This is a genomic window from Sinomonas terricola, from assembly GCF_034931225.1.
In the GTDB taxonomy this organism is placed as follows: Bacteria; Actinomycetota; Actinomycetes; order Actinomycetales; family Micrococcaceae; genus Sinomonas; species Sinomonas terricola.
This window is the reverse complement of record NZ_JAYGGQ010000012.1, coordinates 59,717-86,422: the sequence shown is the minus strand read 5'-3', so window position 1 is coordinate 86,422 and position 26,706 is coordinate 59,717. Positions and strand designations below refer to the sequence as shown.

26 protein-coding genes and 1 tRNA gene are annotated in these 26,706 nt (G+C 69.0%); 5 read left to right on the top strand and 22 right to left on the bottom strand.

Features of this window, described 5'->3' with window-relative positions; translation table 11 throughout:
* Window positions 1-52: 52 nt before the first annotated feature.
* The 17 genes from atpB to SPF06_RS15230 all read right to left on the bottom strand — a co-directional run bounded on the left by atpB (window position 53) and on the right by SPF06_RS15230 (window position 19,064).
* A complete protein-coding gene (gene atpB / locus SPF06_RS15310; RefSeq protein ID WP_323279991.1) occupies window positions 53-853 on the bottom strand; it encodes a F0F1 ATP synthase subunit A in 801 nt (266 codons plus the stop codon).
* A gap of 88 nt (window positions 854-941) precedes the next feature.
* A complete protein-coding gene (locus SPF06_RS15305; RefSeq protein WP_428985774.1) occupies window positions 942-1,166 on the bottom strand; it encodes an AtpZ/AtpI family protein in 225 nt (74 codons plus the stop codon).
* A 64-nt stretch (window positions 1,167-1,230) separates the two neighbouring features.
* Window positions 1,231-1,713, bottom strand: a complete 483-nt coding sequence (locus SPF06_RS15300) for a hypothetical protein (protein WP_323279989.1) — start codon at window positions 1,711-1,713, stop codon at window positions 1,231-1,233.
* Window positions 1,714-1,816: 103 nt separating this feature from the next.
* A complete protein-coding gene (locus tag SPF06_RS15295) occupies window positions 1,817-3,322 on the bottom strand; it encodes an MraY family glycosyltransferase (protein WP_323279988.1) in 1,506 nt (501 codons plus the stop codon).
* Window positions 3,323-3,325: 3 nt separating this feature from the next.
* Window positions 3,326-5,212: a glycosyltransferase gene (locus SPF06_RS15290; protein WP_323279987.1), complete on the bottom strand. Its 1,887-nt coding sequence runs from the start codon at window positions 5,210-5,212 to the stop codon at window positions 3,326-3,328.
* Window positions 5,205-5,921, bottom strand: coding sequence for an L-threonylcarbamoyladenylate synthase (locus SPF06_RS15285; protein WP_323279986.1), 717 nt, complete (start codon window positions 5,919-5,921; stop codon window positions 5,205-5,207). Before SPF06_RS15285 ends, SPF06_RS15290 begins: the two co-directional genes overlap by 8 nt.
* Window positions 5,918-6,859, bottom strand: coding sequence for a peptide chain release factor N(5)-glutamine methyltransferase (prmC, locus tag SPF06_RS15280; protein ID WP_323279985.1), 942 nt, complete (start codon window positions 6,857-6,859; stop codon window positions 5,918-5,920). Before prmC ends, SPF06_RS15285 begins: the two co-directional genes overlap by 4 nt.
* The gene (gene prfA, locus SPF06_RS15275; protein WP_323279984.1) at window positions 6,856-7,929 is read right to left on the bottom strand and encodes a peptide chain release factor 1; all 1,074 of its coding nucleotides are present in this window, start codon (window positions 7,927-7,929) and stop codon (window positions 6,856-6,858) included. Before prfA ends, prmC begins: the two co-directional genes overlap by 4 nt.
* Before the next feature lie 111 nt (window positions 7,930-8,040).
* Window positions 8,041-10,092 (bottom strand): transcription termination factor Rho, encoded by a 2,052-nt coding sequence (gene rho / locus SPF06_RS15270; protein ID WP_323279983.1) that lies wholly within the window; start codon window positions 10,090-10,092, stop codon window positions 8,041-8,043.
* Between the two features lie 298 nt (window positions 10,093-10,390).
* Window positions 10,391-11,401 (bottom strand): homoserine kinase, encoded by a 1,011-nt coding sequence (gene thrB / locus SPF06_RS15265; protein ID WP_323279982.1) that lies wholly within the window; start codon window positions 11,399-11,401, stop codon window positions 10,391-10,393.
* Window positions 11,398-12,525: a threonine synthase gene (thrC, locus tag SPF06_RS15260; RefSeq protein ID WP_323279981.1), complete on the bottom strand. Its 1,128-nt coding sequence runs from the start codon at window positions 12,523-12,525 to the stop codon at window positions 11,398-11,400. The genes thrB and thrC overlap by 4 nt, the downstream gene beginning before the upstream one ends.
* Window positions 12,526-13,902: a homoserine dehydrogenase gene (locus tag SPF06_RS15255; RefSeq protein ID WP_323279980.1), complete on the bottom strand. Its 1,377-nt coding sequence runs from the start codon at window positions 13,900-13,902 to the stop codon at window positions 12,526-12,528.
* A 20-nt stretch (window positions 13,903-13,922) separates the two neighbouring features.
* Window positions 13,923-15,500: a diaminopimelate decarboxylase family protein gene (locus SPF06_RS15250; RefSeq protein WP_323279979.1), complete on the bottom strand. Its 1,578-nt coding sequence runs from the start codon at window positions 15,498-15,500 to the stop codon at window positions 13,923-13,925.
* Between the two features lie 2 nt (window positions 15,501-15,502).
* On the bottom strand, window positions 15,503-17,161 hold the full coding sequence (argS, locus tag SPF06_RS15245) for an arginine--tRNA ligase (RefSeq protein WP_323279978.1): 1,659 nt from the start codon (window positions 17,159-17,161) through the stop codon (window positions 15,503-15,505).
* A gap of 4 nt (window positions 17,162-17,165) precedes the next feature.
* Complete coding sequence (locus SPF06_RS15240) at window positions 17,166-18,476, bottom strand: MFS transporter (protein WP_323279977.1); 1,311 nt, start codon at window positions 18,474-18,476, stop codon at window positions 17,166-17,168.
* A 35-nt stretch (window positions 18,477-18,511) separates the two neighbouring features.
* Window positions 18,512-18,775 (bottom strand): hypothetical protein, encoded by a 264-nt coding sequence (locus SPF06_RS15235; protein ID WP_323279976.1) that lies wholly within the window; start codon window positions 18,773-18,775, stop codon window positions 18,512-18,514.
* Window positions 18,762-19,064 carry a hypothetical protein gene (locus tag SPF06_RS15230; RefSeq protein WP_323279975.1) on the bottom strand — a complete coding sequence of 101 codons (303 nt, stop codon included), beginning with the start codon at window positions 19,062-19,064 and terminating at the stop codon, window positions 18,762-18,764. The genes SPF06_RS15235 and SPF06_RS15230 overlap by 14 nt, the downstream gene beginning before the upstream one ends.
* Window positions 19,065-19,830: 766 nt before the next feature.
* Here SPF06_RS15230 and SPF06_RS15225 point away from each other — a divergent pair.
* The 5 genes from SPF06_RS15225 (at window position 19,831) to SPF06_RS15205 (ending at window position 23,249) form a co-directional block, all read left to right on the top strand.
* On the top strand, window positions 19,831-20,313 hold the full coding sequence (locus tag SPF06_RS15225) for an FMN-binding protein (RefSeq protein WP_323279974.1): 483 nt from the start codon (window positions 19,831-19,833) through the stop codon (window positions 20,311-20,313).
* Between the two features lie 8 nt (window positions 20,314-20,321).
* Window positions 20,322-21,194 carry an FAD:protein FMN transferase gene (locus SPF06_RS15220; protein WP_323279973.1) on the top strand — a complete coding sequence of 291 codons (873 nt, stop codon included), beginning with the start codon at window positions 20,322-20,324 and terminating at the stop codon, window positions 21,192-21,194.
* A complete protein-coding gene (locus SPF06_RS15215; protein WP_323279972.1) occupies window positions 21,191-22,723 on the top strand; it encodes an oxidoreductase in 1,533 nt (510 codons plus the stop codon). The genes SPF06_RS15220 and SPF06_RS15215 overlap by 4 nt, the downstream gene beginning before the upstream one ends.
* Before the next feature lie 79 nt (window positions 22,724-22,802).
* The gene (locus SPF06_RS15210; RefSeq protein WP_323279971.1) at window positions 22,803-23,045 is read left to right on the top strand and encodes a DUF2630 family protein; all 243 of its coding nucleotides are present in this window, start codon (window positions 22,803-22,805) and stop codon (window positions 23,043-23,045) included.
* A gap of 128 nt (window positions 23,046-23,173) precedes the next feature.
* A tRNA-Arg gene (locus SPF06_RS15205) sits at window positions 23,174-23,249 on the top strand.
* A 57-nt stretch (window positions 23,250-23,306) separates the two neighbouring features.
* On the opposite strand, the gene SPF06_RS15200 is transcribed toward SPF06_RS15205, so the two are convergent.
* From SPF06_RS15200 to SPF06_RS15180, 5 genes are read right to left on the bottom strand one after another with little or no spacing between them, the layout of a single operon-like run.
* A complete protein-coding gene (locus SPF06_RS15200; protein ID WP_323279970.1) occupies window positions 23,307-23,993 on the bottom strand; it encodes a DJ-1/PfpI family protein in 687 nt (228 codons plus the stop codon).
* 53 nt (window positions 23,994-24,046) lie between these two features.
* Window positions 24,047-24,793, bottom strand: a complete 747-nt coding sequence (locus SPF06_RS15195) for a hypothetical protein (protein WP_323279969.1) — start codon at window positions 24,791-24,793, stop codon at window positions 24,047-24,049.
* Window positions 24,790-25,710, bottom strand: a complete 921-nt coding sequence (locus tag SPF06_RS15190) for an ABC transporter ATP-binding protein (RefSeq protein ID WP_323279968.1) — start codon at window positions 25,708-25,710, stop codon at window positions 24,790-24,792. Before SPF06_RS15190 ends, SPF06_RS15195 begins: the two co-directional genes overlap by 4 nt.
* The gene (locus SPF06_RS15185; RefSeq protein ID WP_323279967.1) at window positions 25,707-26,426 is read right to left on the bottom strand and encodes a CPBP family intramembrane glutamic endopeptidase; all 720 of its coding nucleotides are present in this window, start codon (window positions 26,424-26,426) and stop codon (window positions 25,707-25,709) included. The genes SPF06_RS15190 and SPF06_RS15185 overlap by 4 nt, the downstream gene beginning before the upstream one ends.
* Window positions 26,427-26,448: 22 nt before the next feature.
* Window positions 26,449-26,598, bottom strand: a complete 150-nt coding sequence (locus SPF06_RS15180) for a hypothetical protein (RefSeq protein ID WP_323279966.1) — start codon at window positions 26,596-26,598, stop codon at window positions 26,449-26,451.
* Between the last annotated feature and the right edge of the window lie 108 nt (window positions 26,599-26,706).

The following is a 26,706-nucleotide window of genomic DNA, read 5'->3' as shown; positions in this document are numbered from 1 at the left end:
GCCCGCAGGCAGGTTGATGCGGTTGGTTCTACCCCCCTCGCGGGGGGAATTCTCAGTGGGCGTCGGCCGCGACCGCGCCCTGGATGTAGATCGCTGTGAGGAGCGTGAAGACGTAGGCCTGGAGGACCATGATGAGCGCCTCGAGCATGTACATCGCGATCGCCCCGACGAGCACGAGGAGGCTCATGCCCTTGAGGAGCACGCTCTCCTGCGCGATGAGGAACGCGATGCCCGAGCCCGCGAGGGCGACGACGAGGTGCCCCGCGAGCATCGTCGCGAAGAGACGGAGGCTGTGCGTCATGGGGCGGACGACGAAGTTCGAGATGATCTCGATCGGGACGACGATCGGCATGATGTACCACGGCACGCCCGACGGGACGACCGCGAGCTTGAGGTAGCGGAGCCCGAAGCGCTTGAGGCCGACGCCGATCCAGATGACGTACACGAGGCCCGCGAGGAAGTACGCGCCGCCCACGTGGGACATCGTCGGGAGCTGGAAGAGCGGGATCGCGCCGTAGATGTTGTTGACGAGGATGAAGAAGAAGAGCGCGAACAGGAGCGGCACGAAGGTCATGAAGTCCTTGCCGCCGATGACGTCCTTGCCGATGCCGTTGCGGACGAAGCCGTAGAGCTGCTCACCGAGGAACTGCAGCTTGCCGGGGACGAGCTGCCGCTTGCGCGCCGCCGCGATGAAGAACCACGCAATGAAGACGACCGAGAGCAGGACCAGCAGCATCTGCTTGTTGAAGCCGTCGGAAGCCCCCCATGGCAGGATCGCCGGCAGGTGGAGCTCTTCAAGGGTGGGAGGGGTGAATGCGCCGTTGTCAGCGGCCGGAAGCGTGAGCGGGGTCAACGCGATTCCTCTCTTGCAGTGTCCTTCGTCGGGCAGGTGCCGGGGCGAGTGGCTTCGACCCCCACGTGTGAAATTGTTGGTCGCTCCATCAGTGGTCTCCGTCGTCCTCGACCCCGTTGTCGGGAGGCTGGGATGTCGCTGAATGACGTTGCTGCGTGAAGAGTCCGTGCTTGCCGGCGAGATACAGACCACCGGCAATCCCCAGCAAGGCTCCGACGAGCACAATCCAGTGAGTTTTCAGGAGCGTGTCCAGCCCCCACCCTATCAAACTCCAGACAATGATCCCGCCAATGATGTAGCTGAAGACGGCCATTCCGGCGTTGTAGCCGCCGTCCCCTTCGGGCTCTCGCCGGGGCCCGCGAGGGCCCTCGTTCGAGTCAGCCATGCGGGCCTCCCGAACCGGACGACGCGCCGTCGCCCGGGTCGTCGAAGATCTGGAGGCGCACCCGGCTGAACCCCCACAGTTCGACGGCCTGCCACACGACAACGGTGACGATGCCGGTCGCGCCGAACCACGGCGGATTGATCCAGGCGGGGGTGCCGATCCAGAGGAGGAGCGCCGCGAAGCCCACGATCTTCACGAGGTAGACGACCGCGAACGCCCCGATGGCCCCGGAGGGATTCCTCCGGCCCACGAAGTGGCCCACGAGGAGGCTGATCGCGAAGAAGCACATGACGACGGCGGCAGCGAATATGACGCTTCCGGCGGCGGCTGCGTTGGCCGTGAGCCACGCTGCGACGGCAAGGACGACGGCGACGCCGCCCGCCGCTCCCGTGCACAGTGCCGCGAGGCGGAGCCAGAGCGAGGAGAAGCCGACGGCGCCGGCTGGGCTGCCGGGGCGTGCTGCCTTGCTCTTCATCTCATACCGTTCGTCGGCGGGCTCCGTCGCGAGGGTACGTGCCGGCGTGGGTGGGGTGCACGAATATTCTACACGAGATAGAACTCGGGGAGCCCCGCCGTCGTCATGCGGCGGGCGCGATCCTCGCCCTCCATTGCGAGCCGACGACTGCCGCCTGCACCGCGACCCACACGGCGCCGAACACCGCGAGCGAGAGCCAATACCAGCCGCGATCCGACCACGCGGGAGAGCCGACCGCGAGGAGGACGATCGCGGTGGCGACGACCTTCATGAGGAGGTCCGCGACGAGCGTGCGGCGCCGGAACGGGAGCGACGGGGCGGCAACGTGGAGGATGACGACGCCGGTTCCCCCACACGCCGAGACCACGGCCAGCGCGAGGAACGTCGAGTACAGGAGAGGCACTCCCCCGCTTGCGAGGCCAGTGAATCCGAGGATCGTCGCGGCGGCCACGCACCCGGCGAACGGAAGCGTGAAGCGCGGAACCCACGGGCTCGTGCGCAGCCATTCGCGGCGCACCGTGACGCCCTTCTCCCGGACCCATGGGTGCATCGTGAGGAAGCCGACGGTCGGCAGCACGATGAAGTTGACGACGGTGAGCGGAAGCCACGGGATGAAGGCGTACGCCACGCCGCCGAACGCGACGAACGCCGTCCACACGTACATGACGGCGACTGCCTGACGGTGCGTGTACCCGAGGTCGAGGAGCTTGTGATGCACGTGCTCGCGGTCGGGTGAGAAGGGCGAACGGCCGCTGGCCGTGCGGCGCAGGACGGCGAGGACCAAGTCGAGGAACGGGAGGAGCATGACGACGATCGGCAGCACGACCGGGACGAACGTCGGGATGCCCTCGGCCCTGTCGTAGAGGCCCGACGCGATCTGCCCGGTCGCGACCACGGCGCCCGTCGCCATGACGAGCCCGAGGAGCATCGACCCGGAATCGCCCATGAAGATCCTCGCGGGGTGCACGTTGTGCGGGAGGAAGCCGAGGCAGACCCCGACAAGCAGCGCCATCAGCAGGGTCGAGAGATCCGTATAGTCCGGCAGGAAGGCATTGCGATGCACCCAATAGGCGGTGAGGAAGAACGCGAGGCCTCCGATCGCCGCGACGCCGGCCGCGAGGCCATCGAGCCCGTCGACGAAGTTGATCGCGTTGACCGTGAGCACGATGAGGAACATCGTGAGGCCGATCTGCAGCCACGCGTCGTTGACCTGGAGCAGGCCGAGCGGGAGGACGGTGACGCGCGGCCCCCACACTGCCACGATCCCGGCGGCCGCGACCTGGCCCAGGAGCTTGACCCAGCTCTTGAGGTCCACGATGTCGTCGACAACGCCAACGAGGACGATCACGGCGGCCCCGGCGAGCACGGCCCAGGTCTGGTGCGCCTCGAAGATCGTCCGGATCCAGACCGTCTGCGAGGCCGCCCAGAACGCGGCGGCGAAGCCCGCGAGCATCGCGAGCCCTCCGAGCCGAGGCACGGAACGCGTGTGGACATCTCGCTCGCGCACCGGTGACACGATGCCGAGCCGCACGGCAAAGGCCCGCACGACGCCGGTCGCGCCGTACGTGACGATGGCGGCCAGCATGGCCACAAGAACGTAGATGAACATGGCTCAGCCAGCAGCCTCCCCCGGCGCCGCGGTGCGGGGCACCTCCGCGGAAGCGGGCTGCTCGGTGAAGGCCTTGCGGTAGCCGCGACGGCGGACCCCCGTCGGCACGAGGCGATAGAGGCCGCGGACGAGGACGTTCCGCGCGAAGCCCATGGGCCCAATGTACCGAGCCCCGAGCATGCGCCGCTGGAGGCGCAGCTCCGCAACGAGCATGCGCTTCCCGCCGCGGCGCACGTAGGCGCCGTCATTCACGCGGTACAGCACGAGGACATCGGGAACGTTCGCACCGAGGCTCCCCGCGTGCAGCATGCGCGCCCACAGCCAATAGTCCTCCATGTCCGGAACGCCCCGATAGCCCCCGGCGGCCTGCACAGCCGACGCGCGGTACATGACGCTCGGGTGGTTGAACGGCGTCCTGAAGTCGAGCTGCGCCATGATCTCCCGGTGGGTCACGGGAACCGGGCGGCTCGCGAACGGGCGGGATTCGTCATCGCCGATCTCGGCGATGGCCGAGCCGACGATGTCGTACCCCTCGCCGAGGAGCGCAAGCTGCCGCTCGAAGCGCGCGGGCAGCGCGACGTCGTCCGCGTCCATGCGTGCGACGACGTCGTGGCGGCAGCGCCCGAGCCCCTCGTCGAGCGCCTCGGCGAGCCCGACGCCCGCGGGGAGCCGCACGACGTCGGCTGCGAGGGATTCGCCGCGCTCGGCCTCGACGAGGATCCGCTCGATGTCTTCGCCGACCGGCCCGTCACGCACGATGACGAGCTGGTCCGGAGCCACCGTCTGGTCCGCGGTCACCGACGCGATCGCCCGGCGCACGCGCTCGGCCGAGTCGCCCGCGTAGACGGGAAGGAGCACCGAGAACTCGGGGAGCTCCCGCCCCCCGGGCTGCGACGCCCCATCCGCGGGCTGCGCACTCTGGGGCCGCGACGACGACGCGGCCGGGACGCCGCCCACGGGCGCGAGGACCTCCTCGTTCGGCCGCGGCGGGCGGGACAGGCCTTCGCGCAGGCCCTCGAGACCCGCACGGAGGACGACGCGCGGGCGTGGGCTGCTGCGCACCATGACGCCCCAGCGGCGAAGCGTCGAAGCGCCGTAGAGGGCCTTCTCGTGGGGTGCGAGCGCGGGCGAGCGGAAGAACGTCCAGATCTTGTTGCGGACCTCGAAGCGGAAGCGCTCCCCGACGTCGGCGGTGTTCGAGTCGTAGAGGCGCGTATGGTGTTCGACGACGGAGTCGAGGCTCGCGAGCCCGAGTCGGCGGCGCGCGAGGCGGGCGGTGAACTCGAAGTCGTCATTCCAGAGGAAGAAGTCCGCGACGGGCAGGCCGAGGGCGCGGACGGCCTCGGCGTCGACAAAGAGCGAGACGAAGGACGCCGATCGGATGACACGCGCGCGGCGCGCGTGGGCGAACGCGCGGTCCTCGGTCGAGGAGTCCCAGCGGTCCCGCATCGTGTTCATGGGATGGTCGCGCCCGTCGGTCCATACGACGCGGCTCGCGATGAACGCGGGCCGGTCCGTCGTGGGGCACGATTCCCAGAGCCGCACAGCCTCCTCGAGCGTTCCCTCGAGCGGCACGGTGTCATCGTCCATGACCCAGATGAGGTCCGGGCTGTGCCGCGCAAGCGCCGCGGCCATTCCGACGGCGAAGCCACCGGCGCCGCCCGTGTTCTGCTCGAGGCGCACGAGCTCGTACTCAAACGGGACGTCGAGGCCCGCGAGGAACTCGGGCGATCCGTCCGTCGAGGCATTGTCGACGACGACGAGCGCGTCCGGACGACGGCGTCCCTCCGCTAGCGCGGCGAGCGAACGGGCCAGGAGCTCGCGGCGGTTGTAGCTGACAACCACCGCGACCACGCGCACAGGGCACCGCTCGGCCCGCGGCTCACTCACGCGGCCCCTCCGCCGGAGCCGCGCCCGGCTCCGCCGGCTCACCGAGGCCGAGGATGTCCGGCGCCACCTCGCGCAGCGCCGCGAGGCTCACGCCGCCCTCGCGCACAACGCGAAGGCGCTCCCCCGTGCAATCAACGATCGTCGAGGGGACTCCGGCAGCCGGGGCTTCCGCGTTCGCGGGCCGGAAGCCGTCGTCTAGGTAGACCTCGACGGACTCGGCGAGCTGCGCGCGGGCGTCGTCCGCGGTCTGGGCGGCAGGCTGGCCCGAGCGGTTCGCCGAGGAGACGGCAAGCGGGCCCGTGACGGTCAGGAGGGCTCCCGCGAGCTCGTCGTCCGGCATGCGCAAGGCCACCGTGCCGAACGTGTCGCCGAGGTCCCACGTGAGCGAGGGCTGGGCATGGAAGATGAGCGTGAGCGGGCCCGGCCAGAACTTCTCGGCAAGGCGCCGTCCGGCCTCGGGAATGTCAGCCGCGAGTCCGTCCATCGTCTGCAGCCGCGGGATGAGGACGGGCGGCGGCATGGACCGGCCCCTCCCCTTGGCGGCGAGCAGCGTCGCGACGGCCTGGGCCGAGAACGCGTCGGCCGCGATGCCGTACACGGTATCGGTCGGCATCACCACGCACTGCTTGGCGGCGATGGCCCGCTGCGCGTGTGCAAGCCCCTCGGCCCGCTGATCCCGATCGGTGCAGTTGTAGCTCGTCGTCGTCACGGCCCCAATTCTTCCACGCGCGGCGAACCCTTCCGGACAGCCGTCGTGGCGCGCGGCAGGCCGTTGAGGTCCCGGTGGGACCCGACGTCAGTCCAGTTCGGATCTGCCCTGAGGCGCGCCGCGAGCGGGCCTCCCTGCACCTCGGCGTGCTCCATCGCAAAGAATCCGCCCGGCCGCAGGAGCCTGGCTGCGGACGCAATGGCGGCAAGCGGCAGCTCGAGGCCGTCCTCTCCCCCGCTGTAGAGGGCCAGCTCAGGATCGTGCTCCGCGGCCTCGGGCTCGCGGGGAACCATCCCCGCCGGGATGTAGGGCGGGTTGCTCACGACGACGTCGACGGCGCCGTCGAGGTCGGGGAACGCCGTGCGGAGGTCGCCGAGCACGAGCCGCACACGGCCGCCGACCTCGGGGAGCGCGACGTTCCGCTCGGCCCACGCGTGCGCGAGCTCGGACAGCTCGACGGCGTGCACGCTGGCTGTCGGGCATTCAGCGGCGATCGACGCGGCGATGGCCCCGGAGCCGGTTCCGAGGTCGACGACGACGGGGCTCCCCGCCGTGCCCGCGAGGCCGGGTTGGGCGGCGATCCACTCAAGGGCAAGCGTCACGAGCGTCTCCGTCTCCGGACGGGGCACGAAGACGCCGGGGCCAACGCTCAGCACGAGGTGCCGGAAGGGTGCCTTGCCCGTGAGGTGCTGGAGGGGAACGCGCCTCGTCCGCTCGGACACGAGATCCCAGAATCCCGCGGGAACGGGCGCGCCCATGACAGCGAGGGCCCTGAGCCGCCCGAGGCCACAGCCGAGAAGGTGTTCCGCGAGCAGCTCGGCGTCCGCGCGCGGACTCGGCACACCGGCTTCGGCGAGCTGCGCCGTCGCACGTCGCAGGGCAGCGCCGAGGTCTTCGGCGGGCTCGGCAGGGCCCGCGCCGGAAGCCCGGACGCTCACTCGCCGAGCGCCTCGAGCCGGTGCTGTTCGTCCAAGTCGATGCAGGACTGGATGACCGGGCCGATGTCGCCGTCCATGACGGCGTCGAGGTTGTACGCCTTGTAGCCCGTGCGGTGGTCCGCGATCCGGTTCTCGGGGTAGTTGTAGGTGCGAATGCGCTCCGAACGATCCATCGTGCGCACCTGCGATTTGCGCGCCTCCGCGTTCTCCGCGTCGATCTGTTCCTGCTGATGCGCGAGGAGGCGTGAACGGAGCACCCGCATCGCGGCCTCGCGATTCTGGAGCTGCGACTTCTCGTTCTGCATCGCGACGACGATTCCCGTGGGAAGGTGCGTGATGCGCACGGCCGAGTCCGTCGTGTTGACGGACTGCCCGCCGGGGCCTGAGGACCGGTACACGTCGATCTTGAGATCGTTCGCGTTGATCTCGATCTCCTCGGGCTCATCGACCTCGGGGAACACGAGCACACCGGCCGCGGACGTGTGGATGCGGCCCTGCGACTCGGTCACAGGCACGCGCTGCACGCGGTGGACGCCGCCCTCGTACTTGAGGTGTGCGTAGACGCCCTCGGCCGGGTCGTTCGACGTGCCCTTGATGGCGACCTGGACGTCCTTGTAGCCGCCGAGGTCTGACTCGGTCGAGGAGAGGATTTCCGTCTTCCAGCCCTTGGATTCGGCGTAGCGCGCGTACATGCGCAGGAGATCGGCCGCGAACAGAGCAGCCTCGTCGCCGCCCTCGCCGCCCTTGACCTCGAGGATCACGTTGCGCGCGTCGTTGGGGTCGCGCGGGATGAGGAGCCTGCGGAGCTTCTCCTGCGCGGCAGCGAGCGACGTCTCCAGCTCGGGGACCTCCGCGGCGAACTCGGGATCCTCGGACGCCATCTCCCGCGCCGCCTCGAGGTCGTCGGAGAGCTGCTTCCAACGGGAGTGGGCCTCCACGATGCCGTTGAGCTGGGCCGAGCGGCGGCCGAGCTTCCGCGCGAGCGCCTGGTCCTGGTAGACCGCGGGGTCGCTCAGCTGCTTCTGCAGGTCAGCGTGCTCGTCCAGCAGTCCTTTCACGGACTCGAACATGGTGTGGGCCTTTCTGGCAGGGTGCCGGCTCCTCGAGAGCCTGCGAAGAGGATGGACGACGACGGCGGCCGGCACCGGGGGTAGGCCCGGGCCGGCCGCCGTGCAGGGCAGCTAGTGCTTGTCGTTCTCCGACTTGGAGGCGAGCGTCGTCTTCTGCACCTGGAGGAGGAACTCGACGTTCGACTGCGTCTCGCGGATCTTCGACGTGAGGATCTCGAGCGCCTGCTGCGTGTCGAGGCCCGAGAGGACGCGGCGCAGGCGCCACATGATCTTGACCTCTTCGGACGAGAGCAGGTTCTCCTCGCGGCGAGTGCCCGACGCGTTGACGTCGACGGCAGGGAAGATGCGCTTGTCCGCGAGCTGGCGGGACAGACGGAGCTCCATGTTGCCCGTGCCCTTGAACTCCTCGAAGATGACCTCATCCATCTTGGACCCGGTCTCGACGAGCGCGGTCGCGAGGATCGTGAGCGAGCCGCCGTTCTCGATGTTGCGCGCGGCGCCGAAGAAGCGCTTCGGCGGGTAGAGCGCAGCGGAATCGACACCGCCCGAGAGGATACGGCCCGAGGCCGGCGCGGCCAGGTTGTACGCGCGGCCGAGGCGAGTCATCGAGTCGAGCAGCACGACGACGTCCATGCCCATTTCCACGAGGCGCTTCGCGCGCTCGATCGCGAGCTCCGCGACCGTCGTGTGGTCGTCGGCCGGGCGGTCGAACGTCGACGCGATGACCTCGCCGCGGACCGAGCGCTGCATGTCCGTGACTTCTTCGGGCCGCTCGTCCACGAGGACCATCATGAGGTGGACCTCGGGGTTGTTGACCGTGATCGCGTTCGCGATGGCCTGCAGGATGAGCGTCTTGCCGGCCTTGGGCGGGGAGACGATGAGACCGCGCTGGCCCTTGCCGATCGGGGCCACGAGGTCGATGACGCGCGGGCCGATCTTCTTCGGGTCCGTCTCGAGGCGCAGGCGCTCGGACGGGTAGAGCGGCACGAGCTTGTTGAACTCGACGCGGCCCTTCATCTCCTCGGGCGTCTTGCCGTTGACCGTCGTGACGCGCACGAGGGCGTTGAACTTCTGGCGCCCAGACTGGCCCTGGCGGTTCTCCTCGCCGTCGCGGGGCGCCCGGATCGCGCCGACGACGGCATCGCCCTTGCGGAGGCCGTACTTCTTGACCTGTGCGAGCGGCACATAGACGTCGTTCGGGCCGGGAAGGTAGCCGGACGTGCGGATGAACGCGTAGTTCTCGAGCACGTCGAGGATGCCCGCGACCGGCACGAGCACGTCGTCCTCGGTCACCTCGGTGTCGTCGACCTCGGGGCCCTGCCCGCGACGCCCGCCGCGGTCCCGCACGCGCTCGTTGCGGTCGCGGAAGCGGTCATTGCGGCTGCCCTGCTCCTGGAAGCCGTCCCGCTCGCGGCCACGGCGGTTGCGGCGGCTGCGGCGGCTTCCGCCTTCCTCGCCGTCGCCCTCGTCGCGACGGAAGTCCTGGCCACGGTCCTGCTGGCCGCGGTCCTGCTGGCCGCGGTCCTGCTGGCCGCGCTCGCGGCCGCGGCGGCGACCTTCGGCAACTTCGGCCTGCACGGCGGGCTGTCCGGCCTCGGCGGGAGCCTGGGCGGGAGCGGACTCCGCCGGGGCCTCGGTGGGGGCACCCTCGGCGGAGACGACACCCTCGCTCACGGCCCGGCGATTGCGATTGCGGGTGCGCGGCTGGCGCTGGCCGTCGGCCGGGGCGGCCTCGGGGGCAGCGGCCTCTGCAGCGGAAGCGGCGGGGGCCGCGGCGGTCTGCGGCTCGGCAGCCGGAGCTGCCTCGGGGGTCTCGGCCTCGCCGGCCGTTACGACGCCGTCGCTCCCGGCACGACGGCGCGTGCGGCCGCGGCGCGTCGGAGCCGCGGGCTCCTCGGCGGGCGCTGCCACTTCCTTGGGCTCGGACGCGGGGGCCTCGGCCTGCACGGTGGTGGCGGCCGGTGCGCTGCGGCGCACGGGCTCGCCCTTCTGATGCGCAGAGATGGCGGCCACGAGGTCGCCCTTGCGCATGCGGGAACCGCCGGTGATACCCAGCTGTGAGGCGAGCGCCTGGAGCTGCGCGAGCTTGAGGCCCGCGATTCCCTTGGACTCGGCCGAAGTGGAGGCGTCCACTGCCGGGTTCAGCTCAGTGGTCTGTGTCACGAAGGATCCTTCCCCGTCGACTGCGGCTCGCGTAAGGCGCCGCATCGTGTTCGTGACCGCGGACAGAATGCGGTCAGGGTGGCTGCCCCACCACGCCAGAGGAGACCGGGCGGGGCACACTGCAGATACGCCCCAGGCATTCGGAGGGGACAGCGCCTCTGCGACGGCTGCAAGCGGACTGACCGGCTGCGGAGCTGGATGGGACGGCATTAACCGCGGATCGGCTGGCGCCGTGAGCGCTCCTGCTCAGGGGCGACCCTTCCTGGGGTTGCTGTGCTGGAGGCTTGCTGGGCGGAAGCTACCGCGAATGCACTTCTACTTTAGCACCTTCGGAGTCGACATCGAGCCGCATGACACGCCACGTCGTCCGCTCTACGCGGTCGAGCTCCGTGTCGACTGCGTGCACATCCCCGCCGAGGGCGAAACGCTCGACGGCGGCCTGCACCTCGTCCGCTTCCTCCGCGCCAGCGGCGAGCGCGAGCACGGTCGGGCCCGCGCCCGAGACGACGGCCGCATGGCCCTCCGCGCGCAGGCGCCTGATGAGGTCCGCGCTCGGCCGCATCGCGGATTCGCGGTAGCTCTGGTGAAGGTAGTCCTCGGTGCCGGGAACGAGGAGCGACGGGTCGTTCGTGAGCGCGTGGACGAGAAGCGCGGCGCGTCCGGAATTCGCGGCAGCCGCGTGATGCGGCACGGACGAGGGCAGGAGCGAGCGGGCGAGCTCGGTCGAGAGCTCGTAGTCCGGGATCGCGACAATGGGGACGACGTCGGGGTGGACGCGGGCGACGGCGGTGCGGAACGTCTCGCCGTCCTGCCACGAGAGCGCGAGGGAGCCGAAGATCGCCGGCGCAACGTTGTCCGGGTGCCCCTCGATCTCGCTGCACAGCTGCAGGACCCACGCGCGGTCAGGGCGGTCGGCCGGATCGACCAGCTCGGCCGCCACGAGAACCGCCGCGACGGTGGCCGATGCGGACGAGCCGAGGCCCCGGCCGTGCGGGCTCACGTTCTCGGCGGACAGCCGGAGCCCCGAACGCCGGTACCCGAGCCGTTCGAGGGCCAGGTCGATCGTCCGCACCACAAGGTGGCTGCCGTCGCGCGGCAGCGTGTCCGCCCCCTCGCCGCTCAGCGCGAAGGCGAGTTCGCCGTCGTCGGCCGTTGCGACGTCGACGGTGTCGTAGAGCGAAAGCGCGAGGCCCAGGCTGTCGTACCCCGGGCCGAGGTTCGCGCTCGTTGCCGGGACCCGGACCGTGACGCGCTGGCCGGGCGCGACCGTGCGGAGGGTGGCCGCGCCCGCCATTGCAGGTGCTGTCATCGCGCCGACGGCTCGAGCCCGAGAGCCGCCGCGACGCTCACGACGTCGTTCGCGACCTTGACCGGCTCGACCTGGCCTCCGCCCTCGGTGCGCAGCGCCCACTGCGGATCCTTGAGGCCGTGGCCTGTCACGGTGCACACGATCGTCTTCCCGGCGGGGACCTTGCCGGCCTCATGCTGCTTGAGGAGGCCCGCGACGCTCGCGGCGGAGCCGGGCTCGACGAACACCGCCTCCTTGGCGGAGAGCCACCGGTGCGCGGCGAGGATCTGCTCGTCGGTCACGGCGTCGATGAGGCCGCCGGACTCGTCGCGCGCGGCCACGGCCGTATCCCACGACGCAGGGTTGCCGATGCGGATCGCGGTCGCGATCGTCTCCGGGTTCGTGATCGGGTGCCCCGCGACGAAGGGCGCCGCGCCCGCGGCCTGGAATCCCCACATGACAGGGAGCTTGGTGGAAACGGAGGGGAGCGTGCGGGCCTCGCCGCCGTCCTGGGACTCATACTTGGTCTCCGCGGCGTACTCCTTGTAGCCCTTCCAGTACGCCGAGATATTGCCGGCGTTGCCGACCGGGAGGACGTGGATGTCCGGCGCGTCGCCGAGCGCGTCGACGATCTCGAACGCCGCCGTCTTCTGCCCCTCGATGCGCGCGGGGTTCACGGAGTTCACGAGGAACACGGGGTAGGCTTCGGCGAGCTTGCGGGCGATCTCGAGGCAGTCGTCGAAGTTGCCGTCGACCTGGAGAAGCGTCGCGCCATGGGCGATGGCCTGGCTCAGCTTGCCCATCGCGATCTTCCCCTCGGGCACGAGGACCGCGCACGTGAGCCCCGCCGTCGTCGCGTACGCCGCGGCGGACGCCGACGTGTTGCCCGTCGACGCGCATACGACAGCCTTCGCGCCCGCGGCCACGGCCGCGGTCATCGCCATGGTCATGCCGCGGTCTTTGAACGAGCCCGTGGGGTTCATCCCCTCGACCTTGAGATACACGTCCGAGCCGGTCAGCGCCGAGAGCTTCTGGGCGTAGACGAGCGGCGTGCCGCCCTCCCCCAGCGTGATGACGCGCGTGGACTCGGTGACGGGCAGGCGGTCGGCGTATTCGCGGACGACTCCGCGCCACTGGTGGGCCAACTAGACTCCTTCGACTCGGAGGACGCTCGTCACAGATTCGACGACGTCAAGGTTCTTGATGTCCGCGACGGTCTCGGCAAGGGCCTTCTCCGACGCACGATGGGTCACGAAGCGCAGCTCGGCGCGGCCGTTGCCGTTCCCGGGCACGCCGCCGTCGATCGTCTGGCGCATGGCCTCGATCGACACGCCGTGCTCGGCGAACACCGCGGCGACGCGCGCGAGGACGCCCGGCTGATCGGCAACTTCGAGGCCGATGCTGTAGCTCGTCGTGACCGCGTCCACGCCGACGATCGGGAGGACGCGCGTCGCCGTGTCCGTTCGGCCGGGCGCGCCGGCCACGACGCGACGCGCGGTCGAGACCAGATCGCCCATGACAGCAGAAGCCGTGGGCCGCCCGCCGGCTCCCGCGCCGTAGAACATGAGCTCGCCCGCGTTCTCCGCCTCGACGAAGACCGCGTTGAACGCCCCGCGCACCGCAGACAGCGGGTGCTCGCGCGGCAGGAGCGTCGGGTGCACGCGCACGCTCACGCCCTCGCCGCCGCGCCCTTCTGTCCCGCCCTCGCCGACGCTGACCAGCTCTGCAATCGCGAGAAGCTTGATCACGAGCCCCGAATCCTTCGCCGCGGCGATGTCCTCGGCCGTGACCTGCGCAATCCCCTGGCAGCGGACGTCGTCGAGGCTCACGGGCGTGTGGAACGCGAGGGTTGCGAGGAGGGCGGCCTTCGCGGCCGCGTCGTGTCCCTCGACGTCGGCGGTGGGATCAGCCTCCGCGTAGCCGAGGCGCTGGGCCTCCGCGAGCGCGTCCGCGAACGCCGCACCCGTCGAGTCCATCTGGTCGAGGATGTAGTTCGTCGTGCCGTTGACGATGCCGAGGACTCGCGTGATCCGGTCTCCCGAGAGGCTCTCGCGGATCGGCCGGATGATCGGGATCGCGCCCGCGACGGCAGCCTCGAAGCTCAGCTCGGCGTTGTTCTTGTCGGCCTCCTCGAAGAGGGCGGGCCCTTCCTGCGCGAGGAGCGCCTTGTTGCCCGTGACCACGGAGGCGCCGTTGCGGACCGCGCGGAGGATGAGCGTGCGGGCCGGCTCGATGCCGCCCATGAGCTCGATGACGAGGTCGGCCCCGTCGATGAGCCCCTCCGCGTCCGCGGTGAAAAGCTCGCGCGGCAGCTCGACGTCGCGCGTCGCGTCCGGGTTGCGCACCGCGATGCCGGCCAGCGTGAGGCGCGCTCCGGCTCGCGCGGCGAGGGCGTCGGCATCCTCGAGGAGGATCCGTGCCACCTGGCTGCCTACCGTGCCGCAGCCCAGGAGGGCCACCTTGAGCACCTTCGGCTCGCCACGCAGCGCGGCCGGCTCGGGCCGCGTCTGAGTCTCCGTCATCCGGTCTCCCATCGGGGTTGTCACACTCCCATGTCGCGGGAGAGCAGATCCTGTTCAGTTTCGCCGCGAACGATCCAGCGTGCAGAACCATGACGGACTGCGACGACGCCGGGGCGGCCGAGGTAGTTGTAGTTGCTCGAGAGCGCCCAGCAGTAGGCACCCGTGCCTGGCACCGCGATCAGATCCCCGCGGCCGGCGTCGGCGGGAAGATATACGTCTCGCACGACGATGTCGCCGCTCTCGCAGTGCTTGCCGACGACCCGCGTGAGCTGGGCTGCGGCGGACGACGCGCGGTTCGCGAGCACGGCCGAGTAGTCGGCGTCGTACAGGACAGGCCGTGCGTTGTCGCTCATGCCGCCATCGACCGACAGATAGCGCCGAACCGCAGTGGGCGTCGCCGTCGTCCCAGCGGCCTCCTCGCCGTGGCCGGGCCCGTCGACGCCTGGCAGGTCGACGACCACGTCCTTGACCGTCCCCGCCCGATACAGAGTGAACGTCGTCGACCCGACGATGGCCCGGCCCGGCTCGATGGAGATGCGCGGCGGCGTGATCTTGAGCTCGGCGCACGTCGAGCGGACGACGGCGGCGAGCACCTCGGCGATCTCCGCGGCCGGGCGCGGGGTGTCCGCAGGCGTGTAGGCGATGCCGTGCCCACCGCCGAGGTCGAGCTCGGGCAGAGCCACGTCATAGGCCGAGCGCATCGCGGCGAGGAACGTCAGGAGCTTGACGGCCGCGACCTCGAACCCTTCGGGCTCGAAGATCTGCGAGCCGATGTGGCAGTGGAGCCCGAGCAGCTCGATGCTGTCGTGCCCGGCGGCCGCTGCCACGGCCTCTTCCGCCGCCGAGGCCACCACGGCGGCCTCCGGCCCGGACTCCTCGGCCACTTCGGCCTGGAACTCCGCGCTGGCCGTTCCGGGGGCCATCGAGAGCCCGAACTTCTGGTCTTCGTGGGCCGTCGCGATGAATTCGTGCGTGTGCGCGTGCACACCAGGCGTAAGCCGAAGCATGACCTTCGCGCGGACCTCGCGCCGCTCGGGATCCGCGTCGGCCCGCGCCGCGGCAATCGCCGCGACCCGCTCGAGCTCGTCGAGGCTGTCGACGACGATGCGGCCGACGCCGAGGTCGAGCGCGCGCTCGATCTCCGCATCCGACTTGTTGTTGCCGTGGAGGCCGAGCGATTCTCCGGGCAGGCCAGCCTTCGCTGCCACGGCGAGCTCGCCGCCCGAGCACGTGTCGAGCCGAAGCCCCTCGTCTGCGGCCCACGCGGCCACCGCGGAGCACAGGAAGGCCTTGCCCGCGTAGTAGACGTCGACTCCCCCGCACACGTCGGCGAACGCTGCGTCGAACGCGTCCTTGAACGCGCGGGCCCTCGCGCGGAAGTCATCCTCGCTCAGGACGAAGAGCGGCGTGCCGAACCGCTCGGCAAGCTCGCCCACGCCCAGGCCCCCCACGGTGAGCTCGCCGCCCGGGCCGCGGTCGACGTCGTGCGCCCACAGCTTGGACTCGAGCGCGTTGAGGTTGGCCGGCACGCCCAACCAGGCGGGAGCGAGCGGCGAGCCGGAAGCCGTCCGCCCAGGAACCGCGGTCTCCTCAGCCATCTCTACATCCTCTCCGGCGCGGACACGCCCAGCAGGTCGAGGCCGTTCGAGAGCACCTGGCTCGTCGCGTCGTTGAGCCACAGGCGCGTGCGGTTGACGTCCGTGATCTCCTCGTCGCCCTGCGGCGCGATCCGGCAGTTGTCATACCACGAGTGGTACGCGCTGGCGATCGTCTCAAGGTGGCGCGCAACGCGGTGCGGCTCGCGGAACTCGGCGGCCTTGCCCACGATCGACGGGTACGCCGCCAGATGCGCGAGGAGCTCGCCTTCGGTCGCGTGGGTGAGCAGCGCGGCGTCGAACGCTTCGCGCCCGTCGACCTCGCGTTCGACGCCGGCCGCCGCGGCGTTGCGCGCCGCGCCCCGCGAGCGCGCATGGGCATACTGCACGTAGTACACCGGGTTCTCATTCGAGTGCTTGCGCAGGAGCTCGGGATCGAGCGTGAGCGGCGAGTCCGCGGGGAAGCGCGCGAGCGAATAGCGCACCGCGTCCTTGCCGAGCCAGTCGATGAGGTCCTTGAGCTCGATGATGTTGCCCGCGCGCTTCGAGAGCTTCGCCCCATTGACGGAGACGAGCTGGCCGATGAGGATCTCGATGTTCGCCTCGGGATCGTCGCCCGCGCACGCTGCAATCGCCTTGAGGCGGTTGACGTACCCGTGGTGGTCCGCGCCGAGGAGGTAGATCTTCTCGGGGAAGCCGCGGTCCTTCTTGGAGAGGTAGTAGGCCGCGTCCGCCGCGAAGTACGTCGGCTCGCCGTTCGCGCGGATGAGGACGCGGTCCTTGTCGTCGCCGAAGTCGGTCGTACGCAGCCACACTGCGCCATCGGCGTCGAACACGTGGCCCTGTTCGCGGAGGCGCGCAACGGCGGACTCGATCGCGCCGGACTCGTGCAGCCCATCCTTCTCGGAGAAGTAGACGTCGAAGGAGACGCCAAACGCGGCAAGGGTCGCCTTGATGTCCCGCATCTGCGCCTCGTACGCGGCGTGGCGCACGATCGGCAGCGCGGCGTCGTCGTTGAGCTCCCGCACGTCGGGGTGCGCGACGAGCACGTCATGGCCCAAGTCGACGATGTATTGGCCGGGATAGCCGCCCTCCGGGACGTCGCGGCCGTGGAGGCGCGCCAGCACGGAGTTCGCGAAGACGTTCATCTGACTGCCGGCGTCGTTGATGTAGTACTCGGCGGTCACGTCGGCGCCCGAGGCGCGCAGCACGCGGGCAATCGAGTCGCCGAGCGCGGCCCACCGCGTATGCCCGATATGCAGCGGACCCGTCGGGTTGGCAGAGACGAACTCCATGTTGACCACGTGGCCCTCAAGGGCGTCGTTGCGGCCGTAGTCGCGGCCGGCCTCTACGATCGCCTTGGCGAGCGCGCCGGCCGCCGCGGCGTCGAGCGTGATGTTGAGGAAGCCCGGGCCCGCGACGTCGACGCTCTTCACGCCTTCGAGCGCGGCAAGACGGCCCGCGAGGATCTCCGCGAACGCGCGGGGGTTCATCCCCGCCTTCTTGCCGAGCTGGAGCGCGATGTTCGTGGCCCAGTCGCCGTGCTCGCGATTCTTGGGCCGCTCCACGCGGATCTCGTCCGGCACATCCACGGCGATGTCGCCGGCGCGCACGGCGTCGGCAAGGCAGGCGGAGATGGCAGAGGAGAGTTCTTCGGGAGTCACGGACCTAGCCTACCGGCGGGGTGGCATCGCCTTGAAACCGCGCGGGAGCGAGCACCCCCGGATCGTCGTCGATGTAGCGCGGGCGGCAGATGACCCATCCGGCCACGGCAAGGATCACGAGGGTCACCCCGAGGAACGCGAACGACGCCGCCCACCCGCCCGTCGCGTCGTGGAGGATGCCCGCGAGCAGGGGTCCTGTGCACGCGACCGTGTAGCCGACGCCCTGCGCGAAGCCCGAGACGGCGCCGGACGCCCGATGCGAGCGCGTGCGCAGGTTGATGAGGACGAGGGCGAGCGGGAACGTCGCCGGGCCGAGCCCAGCGAGCGTCGACCACAGCGTCGTGGCCGTCCCGGGCGCGAGCCAGAGGCCCAGATAGCCGCCTACGAAGCACGCGACGCCGAACGCGACGACCGCGAACGGATTCCGCAGGCGCCCCGCGAGGAGCGGGACGACAAGGCTGATCGGGAGCCCGAGGCCCGAGAAGATCGCGAGCTGCAGCCCGGCCTCCCCCGCGCTCAGCCCCGCACCGGCCGCGATCGCGGGAAGCCACGCGAAGAGGGCGTACGTATTCAGCGACGTGCAGCCGAAGAGGAGGGCGAGGGCCCAGGCCGCGGGAGAGCGCCACGGGCGGACGACGGCGCGCGGCGGCCCAGGCGCCGTCGTCGCCCCCGCGCTCGAGGATGACGACGGCGCGCCCCGGCCCACCCAGGCCCCGAGCCATGGGAGGATCGCGACGATGTTGAGCAGAGCCCACGAACCGACGGACACGCGCCAGCCGGCCGCATCCGCCACGGGCACTGCGAGGAGCGGCGGCACTGTCGTGCCGAGGCTGATGACGGTGACATAGAGCGCCGTCATGAGGCCGATGCGCTTCGGGAAGTACTTCTTGACCATGGGCGGCAGCACGACGTTCCCGGCGCCCATGCCCGCGAGGGCGATGGCCGAGCCAGCGAGGAAGAGCCACGTGCTCGGGGCGACGGCGCGCACCGCCTGGCCGACGCCCGCCGCGACCATGCACGCGATGGCGAGCGCCTCGACGCTCCACCGGCGCATGAATGCAGGCGTGACGAGTCCCGCAATCCCGAAGAGCGCGGTCGGGAGCATACCGAGGATCCCGACGAGCCATGTCGGGAGGAAGAGCTCTCGCGAAATCTCAGCGGTGAGCGGCGGGACGCTCGTGACCGCGGTGCGGAGGGTGAAGGCGACAATGAGGATTCCTGCGGCCGCGATGAGGCTGCCACGCATCGCCGAGCCCGAGGACTTCGTGGTGCCCGCCAGGGCGCCTGATGCTTCGTCCGTCCCCGCTTCGCTCACGGGACGACGCTACAGCAGGGGCCTGCCGAGCGAAGTCACCGCGGGCGGGCGCTCGTCGTGATTCCCGCCACGATGGCGAGAGCGGCCCCGACGACGAACAGCCCCGCCCCGCCGAGCAGGACCACCCTCTCGACGTCGAACATCGAGGTCACCTGAAGATACACGGCGTCGGGAATCTCCCGCTCAAGCGAATCCAGGTGGGAATAGCGGATGTAGTAGGAAAAGAGCCCGAGGGCCGCAAGAAATGCGCCGGCCGAGCACGCGACAATATATAGAGCCAGCAACCTAGGGTTCATCATGCGGCGAAGATCCTCCCGTCATCGCCTGCGAAGGGTCGGAAAATTGCGGGAAGAAATCCCGGAGCCAATGGAGGGCAATTCCGAATGCCAGCAAAACAGCACCGAGTGGAGCGAGCCCGAATCGCATCACCGAAATCATGAAATCCACTGCCCACAAGAGGACCTCCCTTCCCGAGGAGGAATCCATCCCGAGAGATCCAAAGGCGCCGACCACAAGCCCTTCAGGCAAAGCTCCCACGACACACAGAAGGATTCCTGCGTAGATGAACCTTTTCTTGACTTTCGCCATGGGAACTTCCTCTCTGCGGGTCATGTGAAGAGTCCGCTGCCTCCTGCGAGGCCAAACATCGACTTCGCGAGCCGATCCAACTTGTCAAGCACCAAAGCACGCTCCACTTCTCTGACTTCCCCAGCTGGAAGACCGATTTCAGCAGCGACATCCGGCCTGCGCAAATGGATCCGAGCCCAGTTCACCTGTCCACGCAGACAAAATTTCGACGACCTCACGGCTCCCCCTTAGGTGCGAATAACCGGCCCCAGCAGCCGGGTACACCAATCCTCCCGACGCTATTGCCACAGGTCAAGGCAAGGCTGTATCGCGAGCCAATTCCGTTCGTCCTAATGCGTCTGCGCCGAACTTTGACCTGGGAGGGATCGCTGCTGATGAAAAGACGACACGGAGAGAGACCGCGAAGTCACCACTGAGATAACCATAGACGCACACTGAAAACGCAACGCGACCCCCATCGCAGCACGGATTTTTCGAAGACACATTCGGCGCACTCCACGGATCCATCTCATTCACCACGGAGAAGCGTCCCGAGGAACGGTCCGCAGGTTCGGAAGCAGCGTCGATATGAATCTTCGAACTATTGACATCGATACATGGAATCCGCTAGGGCGTTGAGGCTTGTCCTACTCGCGAACCTCACAGCCCGCGCACAGGCACGGCGGCGGTGAACGGCGGCCGGCCCGGCTACGTTTAAAGGACAACCATCGGCTGCAGACCGATGGGCCAACGCGTCGCTTCGACCCGACCACTCAGGATCTGCCCTATGCCCTCCAACCGCCCGCAGACGGTCCCCGCACACAAGTTCGTCCTCACGGCGCTGGCCGGCGCGTCCCTTGTCGGGACGATCGCCGCGTGCGCGCCGTCGAGCGCGAGCACGGTGCAAGCGGGCGGCGGCACACAGCCCACGACGGCGCCGACCGCCGCGGCCTCGAAGGGCACCTCCGGCTCGCACGCCTACCGCGACGGGACGTACAGCGCAGACGGCCACTACACGTCGCCCAACGGTCCCGAGACGGTCGGAGTCACGCTCACGCTCCAGTCAGGGGTCGTCACCGACGTGCAGATCACCGAGCACCCCACGAGCGCGAATACGCGTCTGTTCCAGAACCATTTCGCGTCAGGGATCAAGGACGTCGTGGTGGGGAAGAAGCTCGACGACATCAAAGTGGGCATCGTCTCGGGTTCGTCGCTCACGGGCCAGGGCTTCAATGACGCCGTCTCGGCCATCAAGGGCGAGGCCTCGTAGGAGCGCGCATGGAGTCCTTTACGTTCGAGGCGATCGGGACGCTCTTCGAGATCCGCACGGCCGGGCCGCTCGGCGACGCGCTCGAATGGACGCTGCTCCGCGAAGTCGAGCGCTTCGACTGGGTGTGGTCCAGATTCCGCCCGGACTCGATCGTCTCCCAAATGCGCGCGGGAACCGGTCGATGGGACCTGCCCGAGGAGAGTCCGCGGCTCGCGGAGCTCTACGCGCGCCTCTACCGGGTCACGCGGGGCGCCGTGAACCCCTGGGTCGGGTCCAGCCTCGAGCGCATCGGCTACGGCCCGGGCTACGAACTCGTTCCGGCCGGCTCTCCCGAGCCAGCCCCGGTCTGGGACGACGACCATCGGTGGGAGGGCACCGCCGTCGTCCTCTCCCGCCCCGCCGTGCTGGACATCGGTGCCGCAGGCAAGGGACTCCTCGTCGATCTGCTCGGCTCGCTGCTCGCGGAGGCCGGGCACCGGGCCTTCGTCGTCGACGGGAGCGGCGACGTCCTGCACGCGGGCGCTGCTCCGCTCCGCGTCGGTCTTGAACACCCGTACCATTCCGACGAGGCGATCGGCGTCGTCGACCTCGAGGGTGCCGCGCTGTGCGCGTCCGCGGGCAATCGCCGCGCGTGGGGCGACGGCTTCCACCACCTTCTCGACGCGCGCACGGGCGCTCCGGTGCGCTCCGTCGTGGCCACGTGGGCGACGGCTCCGGACGCCATGACGGCAGATGCGCTCGCGACGGCCCTCTTCGTCGCCTCCGGCCAAGATCTCGCCGCGGAGTTCGCGACCGATTCCTGGGCACCCGAGTGGCTTCAGGTCTTTGCGGACGGGCATGCGGAAGGCACGCCCTACTTCATCGAAGGCCTCTTCTCATGACCCCCATCCTGACAGCGCCGGGCGCGGCCAAGGTCCGCCTCGACACGGCGCTCGGGCGCATGAGCCCCTACCGGCTCGTCCTGTCCCTCCTGGCCTTGCTCGCGCTGTACAGCGTTGTTCTCGACCTGCTCGGCTGGCTCACGTTCGGCGTCCCCGCGATGCTCGCGTCGCTCGCCGTGTGCCTGGGCGTCTCGTATGGCGTGAACCGCGGCCTCGCGGCGCTCCTCCGCGTGCGCCCGCACACCGAGTCTGCCCTCGTCACGGGGCTGATCATCTACTTCCTCTTCTGGCCGAGCCTCACCCCCGTCGATCTCGGGGCGACCGCACTCGCGTGCGCCGCGGCGGCCGCCTCCAAGTACGTTCTCGCATGGCGCGGGAGGCATGCGTTCAACCCGGCGGCATTCGGTGCCTTCGCGGTCGGGCTGACGGGCTGGAGTGCGGCAACATGGTGGGTCGGGACACCGGCCATGCTGTGGGCAGTGGTGCCGTGTGCACTGCTCGTCCTCTACCGCGTCGAACGGCTCGCGATGGCGGGAGTGTTCGCCGTCGTCGCCCTCTCGTGCACAGCGGCCGTCTTCGCAGCCGCAGGAGTCTCCATCGGGGTGGCCCTCGTGCAGGCCATCGCCCAAGGGCCGCTCGTGTTCTTTGCGGGGTTCATGCTCTCGGAACCGGTCACAGCGCCCGGGCGGCGGAGCCATCAGCTCGCGTATGCCGCCGTGATCGCGGGGGCCTACGCGATCCCGTTCGGGGTAGGTCCCGTGAGCGGCTCGCCCGAGCTCGCGCTCCTCGTCGGCAACGCGCTCGCGTTCGCGTTCGGCCTCTCGCGCGGCCTCGATCTCCGCTTCGTCGAGCGACGTCGGCTCACCCCGACGTCCCACGAGTTCGTGTTCGTGCCGCGCCGCCGCGTGCGGTTCCTGCCCGGCCAATACGCGGAACTCGCGCTCCCGCACACGGGCAAGGCCCTCGCCGGGCAGCGCCGGACCTTCAGCTTCGCAAGCGCGCCCTCGGCGGACGTCGTGACCTTCGGGGTCGGCACCGCCCCACCGATCTCGACCGCGAAGCAGGTCCTGCTCGATCTCGCACCGGGCCAACGCGTTCGGGCCGTGGCCGTGGGTGGCGACTTCGTCCTGCCGCGGAACCCCTCCGAGCCTCTCATCTTCGTCGCGGGCGGGATCGGCCTCATGCCCTTCGCGTCGATGCTGCGCGCCCTCAACGGCTCCGGCGAGGCGCGCGACGTCGTCCTCCTCGCCTCCGTGCCGAGCGCCGACGAGCTCGCATTCGCGGACGTGCTCAAGGCGTCTAAGATCCGCGTCGTCGTGCGGACGTCCGACGGCGGCGCGCCGCCGTCCTTCGCGGAAGACGCCGGACCGGCGCCATTCGGCGCGGCGCGTCTCCGAGAGCTCGTGCCGGACATCGCCACGCGGATCGCCTACGTCTCGGGCCCGCCGTCGTTCGTCGGCGCCGTCGCGCCTGCGCTGCGCCGCGCGGGTGCCCGGCGCGTGCGGCGCGACGCCTTCTCGGGGTACTGACCGCCGTTCAGCGCTCGCGCATTCCGGCGTACGCTGGCCGTGGGCCGGCGCCAGAAACGGGGCCGCGAAAGGAGAAGGCATGGACCAGGACATCCAAGGACGCATCAAGGAACTCATCACCGAAGAGCATCGCCTCCGGGCGGCCCTCGGCGAGGGCGCCATCACGGCCGACGAGGAGCACGCGCGCCTCGGCTCGATCGAGGCTCAGCTCGACCAGTGCTGGGACCTCCTGCGCCAGCGGCGCGCGAAGCGCCAATACGGGGAGAACCCCGACGACGCCGCGGCGCGCTCCGAGGACGTCGTCGAGAAGTACCTCGGGTAGGCCGCGACCGGCGTGGCGCCTTGCCTTCCGCTCGGTTTGCGTGGGCGGGGCGGGCACCTGATAAGCTCGATAAGTCCCCTCGGGAGGCGGCGGCACTGTTCGCAGCAGCTGCAGTTCCCGGGACGTGAGCCCTCGTAGCTCAGGGGATAGAGCGTCTGCCTCCGGAGCAGAAGGCCGTAGGTTCGAATCCTATCGAGGGCACCACGCGAATGGCCCCGCCGATCTCATCGGCGGGGCCATTGTGCTGCGAACCCACGCGACTCAGCTCGTCGGGGCGTCCACACCGAACAGACCATAGATGGCGCTCACGTCGCGGTCCCTCCAGAACCGCAGCCACAGCTCCGACCGCTCGTGGGACAGCGCACCGAGTTCCTCCATGACGGCCGCCGCGAAATCCGTCGGCGCCCACGAGCCAGCAGTCACGATCGTCCCGCCAGCCGGGGTGCGGGCTCGGACCGCGTGCGGCTCGCTCACAAACCTGTCCCGCCCGTGATAGCCGGGCCATTTCTCAAGCTGGCCCAGCTCGTTCCCGGTGTGGTCGACGTCGTCGAGCAGGCCCGCGCCGCCCATCGCGTCGACCGCGCCGCAGATCCCCGCGACGAGCCGGCCTTCGCGCTTGCGCTGGGCGGCGAGCCCCAGCGCGGCCTTGTTGGCGTCGTCGTCGAACCATGACGCGCCGCCGCAGAGGACGAGGGCGTCGAACGGCTCGTCCGTCAACGTCTCAAGCGGCCCGTCCGGTGTTACACGCAGGCCGCCCATGCTCGTCACCGCGCCGCCCGTCGCCGTCGCCACGACGATCTCAGCGGGTCGCTCGGTGACCTCCCGCTGACGCAGCTCGCTCATGAGATAGCCGACTTCCCAGTCCGCCATCCCCTCAGGAAGGTAGAAGACGACGCGCAAGGGAGCAGCCGACGTGCCTCGGTCCGGTTCGTTCTGGTCCTCAGTCATGATCCGAGGCTAGGACCGTCTGCGGACAGGGCGCGTCCGGAGTGAGCCCAATTTCAGACAACATCCCTCTTGGCATGACGCCACGCCCCGATCAGGGCGGGAACCACGATCCATATGAGCGCCGAGCTCACGGCCGGAATGACCTCTCCTCCCTCGCTGAGGAAGCTCGAGAACGTCCCAGATTGGAGGTAAGCGGCCGGGATATTCGGGATGAAACCAATCAGAAGATCGAGAACGGTCGACTGCGCCAGGACAAATACGATGGCCACTGGCGTGGACATCAAAGCGGATGCGACGGCGGCACCCGACACGGATCCGACGACCACGGAGCAGACCACTTGCCACAGGCTGGAACCGTACGCCCCATAGACGAGCGGAACATTCGCCGCCCACGAAAAGACTGTTGCCACCAACAGCGCAATGACGCAATCGACCAAGACCACAGCGACCGCGAAGACCGTCACCGCGATGTACTTGGCCGCCAAAATGACCGAGCGCTTCGGTTGGACCGCATAGAACTTGACGACGTCCTTGTGCTGCCAATCTGACGTTATTGCCAAGATCGCGAGAAGCGGCGCGATCACCGCTCCTGGAAGCGCCAAGCCGGCCAGAACAACGGACAGCTCCAAGGTTGCGCTGCGGGCGGAAGTCAAACCTATCGCGAGCGCTATCAACACCAGTCCGACGGAAGCCATAACCAGCTGGAGCCAGCGAGCACTCCGCGTATCGATGAGTTTGCGGGCCTCAACGTGAATGGCCACCCAGCCGGCGCGCGAGACTGGTGCAAACGTCCATTTCATGTTCTCTCCACTCTGCTGTTGGCAGTGAACTCCGGCGAAGTGAGCGACGCGTAGTAAGCCTCGAGGGACTTCTCTCCGTTCCGTTGCAAGCAGCTCAACCTCACGTGATGGCGCCACATTAAGTCGCCGATCTCGTCCACCGGTCCGCGCACGCGGAAGCCCATCCCCGCGACTTGATCCGCATGGCTTTCGTGGTCTCGCCCGGCGTCACGGAGAACGCATTCGATGACCCTGAGGTCCGGACCGCTCACAAAGGTCCAAAGTGCCATGTCAACCCCATTGAGTCGTCGCTCAGAGAGCACGCGGCCACGATCAATGATGATGGCCCGGTCGGCGTAGGTCTCGAGCTCATTGAGGAGATGGCTTGACACAAGGATGGTCGCACCTTCGTCAGCCAGGGAACGCAACAACGTCTTGAGCCACGCCATCCCCTCCACGTCCAAGCCGTTCGCCGGCTCGTCCAGGACCAGCACGCCAGGCTCGCCGAGGAGCGCGATGGCTAAACTCAGACGCTGCCGCATGCCAAGGGAAAGTGCCCGGACCTTGCGCCGCATCACGCTGGCCAGCCCCACGGTCGACAGCACCTCGTTAACCCGCCGCGACGGCAGGCCCATCATGATTGCTGGAAGGGCAACCGTCTCGCGAACAGAGCGTCCGGGATGATGGGCAGCGGGATCCAGAAGGAATCCAGCGCTTCGGCCGGGATTCGGGATTGAGGCGTAAGGCGCGCCGTCGATCGTGATACGGCCCGAATCAGGCCTTACGAGACCCGCAATCATCCTCAGCGTCGTCGACTTGCCCGAGCCATTCGGACCGATGTATCCGGTAATAGAGCCAGCCGCACAGGAGAAGCTCACGTCGCGCACGGCACGAACTGAACCGAACGATTTCGAAACACCCTCAAGAAGCAACGTCATGGCGAGACCCGCCTCCGGTGAACGATCTTGTACATGGCGGACGTGACGATCCATGTCCCCACGAACAACCCGAAATCAACGAACACAAAGAGCAGCCCGCGCTCATCAGAGCCGTTCAACGGGGAGGCCACCGACGTCGCGGCGATGTTGGCGACGACGTGAAACGCAACAGCGGGCCAGAGCGACCGCGCAACCAGCGCAATACAGAACGCCAGCAAGGAAAACACGAAGGTGTCCACGTAGGTACCAACATGCTGCGACGGATGCAGCATTGCGAACACGATCGAGGCAACGACCACCCCGCCCACGGTCACGGGCATGGCCTGGTTGCGTCGGATCAACACCAAGAGCGGAACACCACGAAAGAGAAGTTCCTCAAAAAACGCGCCCGGCAACAGGAGCATTATCGAACGGGAGTCGGCGGGCATCCGCACCGCGAAGCACATCCCGACCAAGATCAGCATCGACCCACCAACGGCGAGCGCAAGGACCCTCGACGACCGTGAACGCCCGAACATGTCCATCGGAGAGCGTCCAAGGGCCTCCAACGTAACGACTGCAGCCAACGAAGACAGGCTCAGGGATGCGGCAATCGCTGGTTCCTCCGCTGCCCCGACATACGCGAGTGCGGCATCAAGGCCTGCAAGAAGCATCGCAACTACAAGACTGACGCATGCAATCAGAGAGATCGGGCCGCGTCCAACCACAGTTGCCATGGCGTGTCGGATCCGAAGACTCTTACCAGCCGAAGAAGTACTCACGGAGGCTCACATAAATGTCCCACAGCGTGCCGCCCGCGAACCAGCTCGCAACACCACGGATCCAGTCCGGCAAGCTCCACCAGAATCCACTGAACGTGAACCATCCCCACCGTACAGATTCGACCATTCCATTCCACAGATAACGCGCGTTTGACCAGATCCAACTGAGCAGCGGCCGGACGTTGACCCGCTTCTGCGCGTCCCGCACTGTCTCCTCCGGTAACGGCAGGGACCG